This window comes from Stenomitos frigidus ULC18 (assembly GCF_003003795.1).
GTDB lineage: Bacteria > Cyanobacteriota > Cyanobacteriia > Leptolyngbyales > Leptolyngbyaceae > Stenomitos > Stenomitos frigidus_A.
Genome location: NZ_PVWK01000069.1, coordinates 1 through 4,096, shown reverse-complemented (window position 1 = coordinate 4,096; position 4,096 = coordinate 1). Strand labels below are relative to the sequence as shown.

Sequence of the window (4,096 nt, the reverse complement as noted above, 5' to 3'; positions counted from 1 at the left end):
TCGCCTGGCAAAACTGTCCAACTCTCGAGGACCTGCGCCAACTGCTCTCCTCAAAACTCGATGCGATCTCCTCTGAAGCGATTGCGTCGTTGACCGCCTACAATTTCATTCTCGAAGCCCTATTTGGCGCAGCTTCATATTAAAACGGTACAAGTACGAGTTTGAGGTCACAGAACCGCAAGCAGATGGGTTTCGTTTGCTCACAGGTTATGAGGTCGGCAGCAGCCATCAGGTGCTGACTGCAACGCTATCAGCCAATAAACCACCTCAAATTCAACAATGTGATATTTCCCATGATGAGATGGAATCGTTGCTTCGGGATCTGGCACCGACATCAGAACAGACGGCTCAGGCTGAACAACGGGACGAACCAACCCAGCGTTCTCAGAAGCAGCGGCAGCTAAAGCGTCCGCGTCTGCCAGAGCTATGAGGTGGAGATGGAAACGACTCGGTTAGAAGGCAGCGGGCTTTCGATTCCTATCTGCTATGTCACACCAGAGGGCGATCGCAAATGGTTGGAGCCGCAGGTGGTTCGTCATACCCTACTGGAGCAGCTTTTTGCACCAGATGAACTGAAGTCTCTGCTGCTGGTCAAACTCGATCGGGAATCGCTGGATGCAAAACATTTGAAAGCCAGCCGCTTTGAGGATGGCATCACCCGCAAGCTGGTATTCAGCTCTGATAAGAATTTCTATTTTGCCGATCAAGCGCTGGCAGAGAAACTGACTCAATTCTTCGCCACCGAGCGCGATACTGCCTGCCGCTATGGGTCGCTGCTGGTGAGCGATTGCTACAAGGGCATCACGTCACTCAATGACCTCAACATCAAGCTGGTAGACTACGCCAATCCTGACTACGCAGGCTTCAAAACCCATGATTGTCACGGCAAAATCTCACCCCGGTTGTTTGAATCGCTGAGGTTTGAGGGTGCTTCCCGCGTTCACACAGTGTCTCCAACGGAGAATCGCCCCTTTCAGTTTCGGATGGCATACGATGCGAGTCAAACTGGTCAAGAAGCAGCGCCGACCATCAGTTTTCTGGCGAAAGGGACGCTCCTGGTCGATCCCACGTTACCACCCGGTGTTGATCTGGTGATGGATCGGTCTTCAATTAAGGGCATTCGTAAAGACCAGTTGGATGACTGCTTACCCTGTGGCGACTACCAACTCCCCTCAGTTGCTTTTGGCAATCGTGCTAATGCCGAAGTCTCTCGCTACAGCAATTCCTGGCAGTTTTCCATGTGGTATACCAAAGATGCAATCTTGGCAGACTTCCTGGAACCTACCTTGAAGCAAGCCCAGGAGCTGGCAGACAGGCATCGCAATCCGTTGCAGCTGGCTCAATACCTGGTTAACCAGCACGACAAGCAACAGCAGTTTCGGCAGCAAAATGATGCTGAGGACGGAGCAGCCGATGGCGAACGTCAGGAGTCTCGCATGATTTCGATTCTGCGCCATGACCGCCACGGACTGCTGCTTTACGCGCCCAAAGTGATCGACTTTATGGAATCCCAGGTGGCGAACCGTTGGCGGGAGCTGGTCGTCAATACAGGCTTCCAACACAGTTCGGGGATGGCACAGCCTGGACAGGATCTACCCCGTGGCACAATTTGTACGCCTCACCTGCCTAAAGGCGATGTCGTTGTCACTCGGTACCCGTTGCGAAGCTTCCGCCTAGCGGAACTCGTTTCGTCAGACAACATTCGCCTTTATCGCAATACTCACGACCCCAAGCTGTGTGCGATGAAAGGGGCAGTGTGGATCAATCCCAGGGATGCGGCAGAGTACCATCAGTGCGACTTTGATGGCGACCAACTAATTGCTACCCCTGCGAAGTGGATACCTCATCTTGCGAAAGAAACACTCCGGGCTGGAGAGCCGAGGCGCTTTCCACCCGTCATCAAGCGGCAGAAGGTGCCCTACACCGAAGTACAGGATGAGAACGGCAACTGCGCTTATAATACGCTGCCCAAAGTTGCAGCGGCGGTCTGCCAAAACAGTATTGGTCGGGTTGCCACGCTGATTGGTCGGGTACATACCTCGCTACCCACACCAGAAGAAGCGGCTTCACCGATCGGGCAGCAGCAGTTTGCCCGTGAGCAGCAGACACTCCTGAAGCGCCTCATGTCAGCTCTGCAAGTAGAAGTCGATGCACCCAAAAGTGCCGAGCGACTGGAGACGATCGATCCATCGCTGCTGGACGACACCAAGCAATGGCGCAAGGATCATCCCTCACCCTTTTTCGACTTCCAGAAAAATCCGCGTCTGTATCGGCAGTTTGGGCTACCAACTCAGGCACCAGAGCAGAGCGAGGTTTCGGTGCTGTGTGCGATCGCAGAACAGATTAATCCACTGTGGGAAGCCACTCAATTGCGACTTTCCTACGGAAACGCTCCGCGAACGCTACCTCGTGAACACTTCCGTTACCTGTTTGAGCGAGACGATCTGGATGTAGAGGCACTCGACTGGGCAGAGGCACTGAAGGAACGGGCAAAGCAGGCAACGGCTCAAATCCGAACGATGACAGGAGAGGATGCGGAGGCATTCCGAGAGGCATTGGGCAATCTGTACGAATCCTATCGAGCAGAAATCAACGAAGCCTTTCCCACCGATGATGAGAAGCGTCAAGTTGCCGCTGCCATGTGGCATACCCAGCATACTCGCCCTGAGTTAGACCGACCGCGCAAACAGTCGCTGGCGGTAGCGAAGACGCTGCCCATCACCTTTAACGAGGGCACGTTCACCTTGCCCAGCAGTCCCTATGAGGTGGAGGCATACGAGTTGAGCGTACCGTTCGATCGCGCTCAGGACTGGATGGATACGCTGGAGGCTCGCCACGTCCGCTATGAAGCGGTGGTCAACGCAGCCTTACCTGTGGTGGATTTCTACCTACCAAACCTGTCCGAGCGTAATGCCGCCGCCTTGCAGCAGACGTTTGGCAACCAGATGATTGACATCGACCAGCTTCCCGATGATTTGCGGGTAGTGCCTCCAGCAGATTTAACCTGGGCGCAGTGGGAAGGGGATACGGGCAAAGCCGCGTTAGCATCTATAGCTTTGGTCAGAAAGCTTAGGACAAGCAAGCGGCTACAACGTTGATCCTGGATAGGCTTTCTGACTCGCCTCTGCCACACTACGTATGGCGACGGCTAGATGCTGATGACGGAGCAGGTGATCGAGCAGCTTCAGGAGTTTGAAATCGAGACGATTAAAGTCATTGGCATTGCTCACAACGACTACTCAACAGAGGACTTCTCGCGCTGGCGCAATCGGCTTCAGCTTGAGGTAATGCCCTATGATCTAGACCCCACTCATCCCAAGTACCACGCGATGAATGGAGTGCCCGTACTCAAAGTGGTGGATGGGGGCATTCTAGGAACCTTTGCCCCAGAGACTCCCAAGCTACCAATTGGAGCCCCCTTGGAAGCAGCGATCGTGCAACGTCTCCATCGGAGAATCGCAGAATCGACTCGTTCAATGGTGCAGTTTCAGGTCAAGCCGCAGTCGGTACAGGTGGATCGGCAACCGGAGGAAACACCCCAAAGTCTGTCACCATTACCGGGTCGGCAGTCTTTGCAAGTGGTTGAATCATCGGAGCAAAGAGAGCCAAATGGGGAGCGATCGACTCAAGCGTCGTTGGCACAGGCGATCGCTCAAACCTATCACCGCTTGCCCTCACCCACAGAAACGGTTCAATTGCCGATTGGTTCACGCTGGCAAGCGACCGTGATGGCAGGTGGCGACTACGCGGTGCGAGACGAACAAGATCGGTTGGTGTGTCAGGGCAATTTTGAGACGGGAGACGTAGGTGAGCCGATGAATTTTGCCAAGGCAGAGGAGTTTCAGCGGATGGTGCAGGGGCGTTCACGTCGTGTCTCTGTTGACGAAGCCGCCCCAAAGGAGCGAGGAGAATCACGAGACCGCCTGCGAGGAGAGTTGCAGAAATAGCCGCTAGGATTGAAAGATGCCGATTTGGAAACCTGGACTTACCCAACAAACGATGGGCACTGGTTCCGTTGGATAGGGGAGACTTAAGATCCTGCCAAATATGGGTTAGAAGGCATAACGAATTGAGCATAGTTCCATCCATGACAACC

The 4,096-nt window shown here is 54.1% G+C and carries 3 protein-coding genes; all 3 read left to right on the top strand.

Going from position 1 to position 4,096, the window contains the following annotated elements; translation table 11 throughout:
• Positions 1–196 precede the first annotated feature (196 nt).
• Genes C7B82_RS12385 through C7B82_RS12375 form a run of 3 tightly spaced genes read left to right on the top strand, consistent with a single transcriptional unit; the run spans position 197 to position 3,947 of the window.
• Entirely contained in the window at positions 197–430 is a 234-nt protein-coding gene (locus C7B82_RS12385) for a hypothetical protein (RefSeq protein ID WP_106256602.1), read from the top strand.
• Positions 431–437: 7 nt separating this feature from the next.
• The gene (locus C7B82_RS12380) at positions 438–3,098 is read left to right on the top strand and encodes a hypothetical protein (protein ID WP_106256601.1); all 2,661 of its coding nucleotides are present in this window, start codon (positions 438–440) and stop codon (positions 3,096–3,098) included.
• A 54-nt stretch (positions 3,099–3,152) separates the two neighbouring features.
• The gene (locus C7B82_RS12375; protein ID WP_106256600.1) at positions 3,153–3,947 is read left to right on the top strand and encodes a hypothetical protein; all 795 of its coding nucleotides are present in this window, start codon (positions 3,153–3,155) and stop codon (positions 3,945–3,947) included.
• The last annotated feature ends 149 nt before the right edge of the window (positions 3,948–4,096 follow it).

Bases quoted from the DNA above. Each gene is read 5' to 3' on its own strand.
- C7B82_RS12380 (WP_106256601.1), top strand. From the start codon at position 438: ATGGAAACGACTCGGTTAGAAGGCAGCGGGCTTTCGATTCCTATCTGC.
- C7B82_RS12375 (WP_106256600.1), top strand. From the start codon at position 3,153: ATGCTGATGACGGAGCAGGTGATCGAGCAGCTTCAGGAGTTTGAAATC.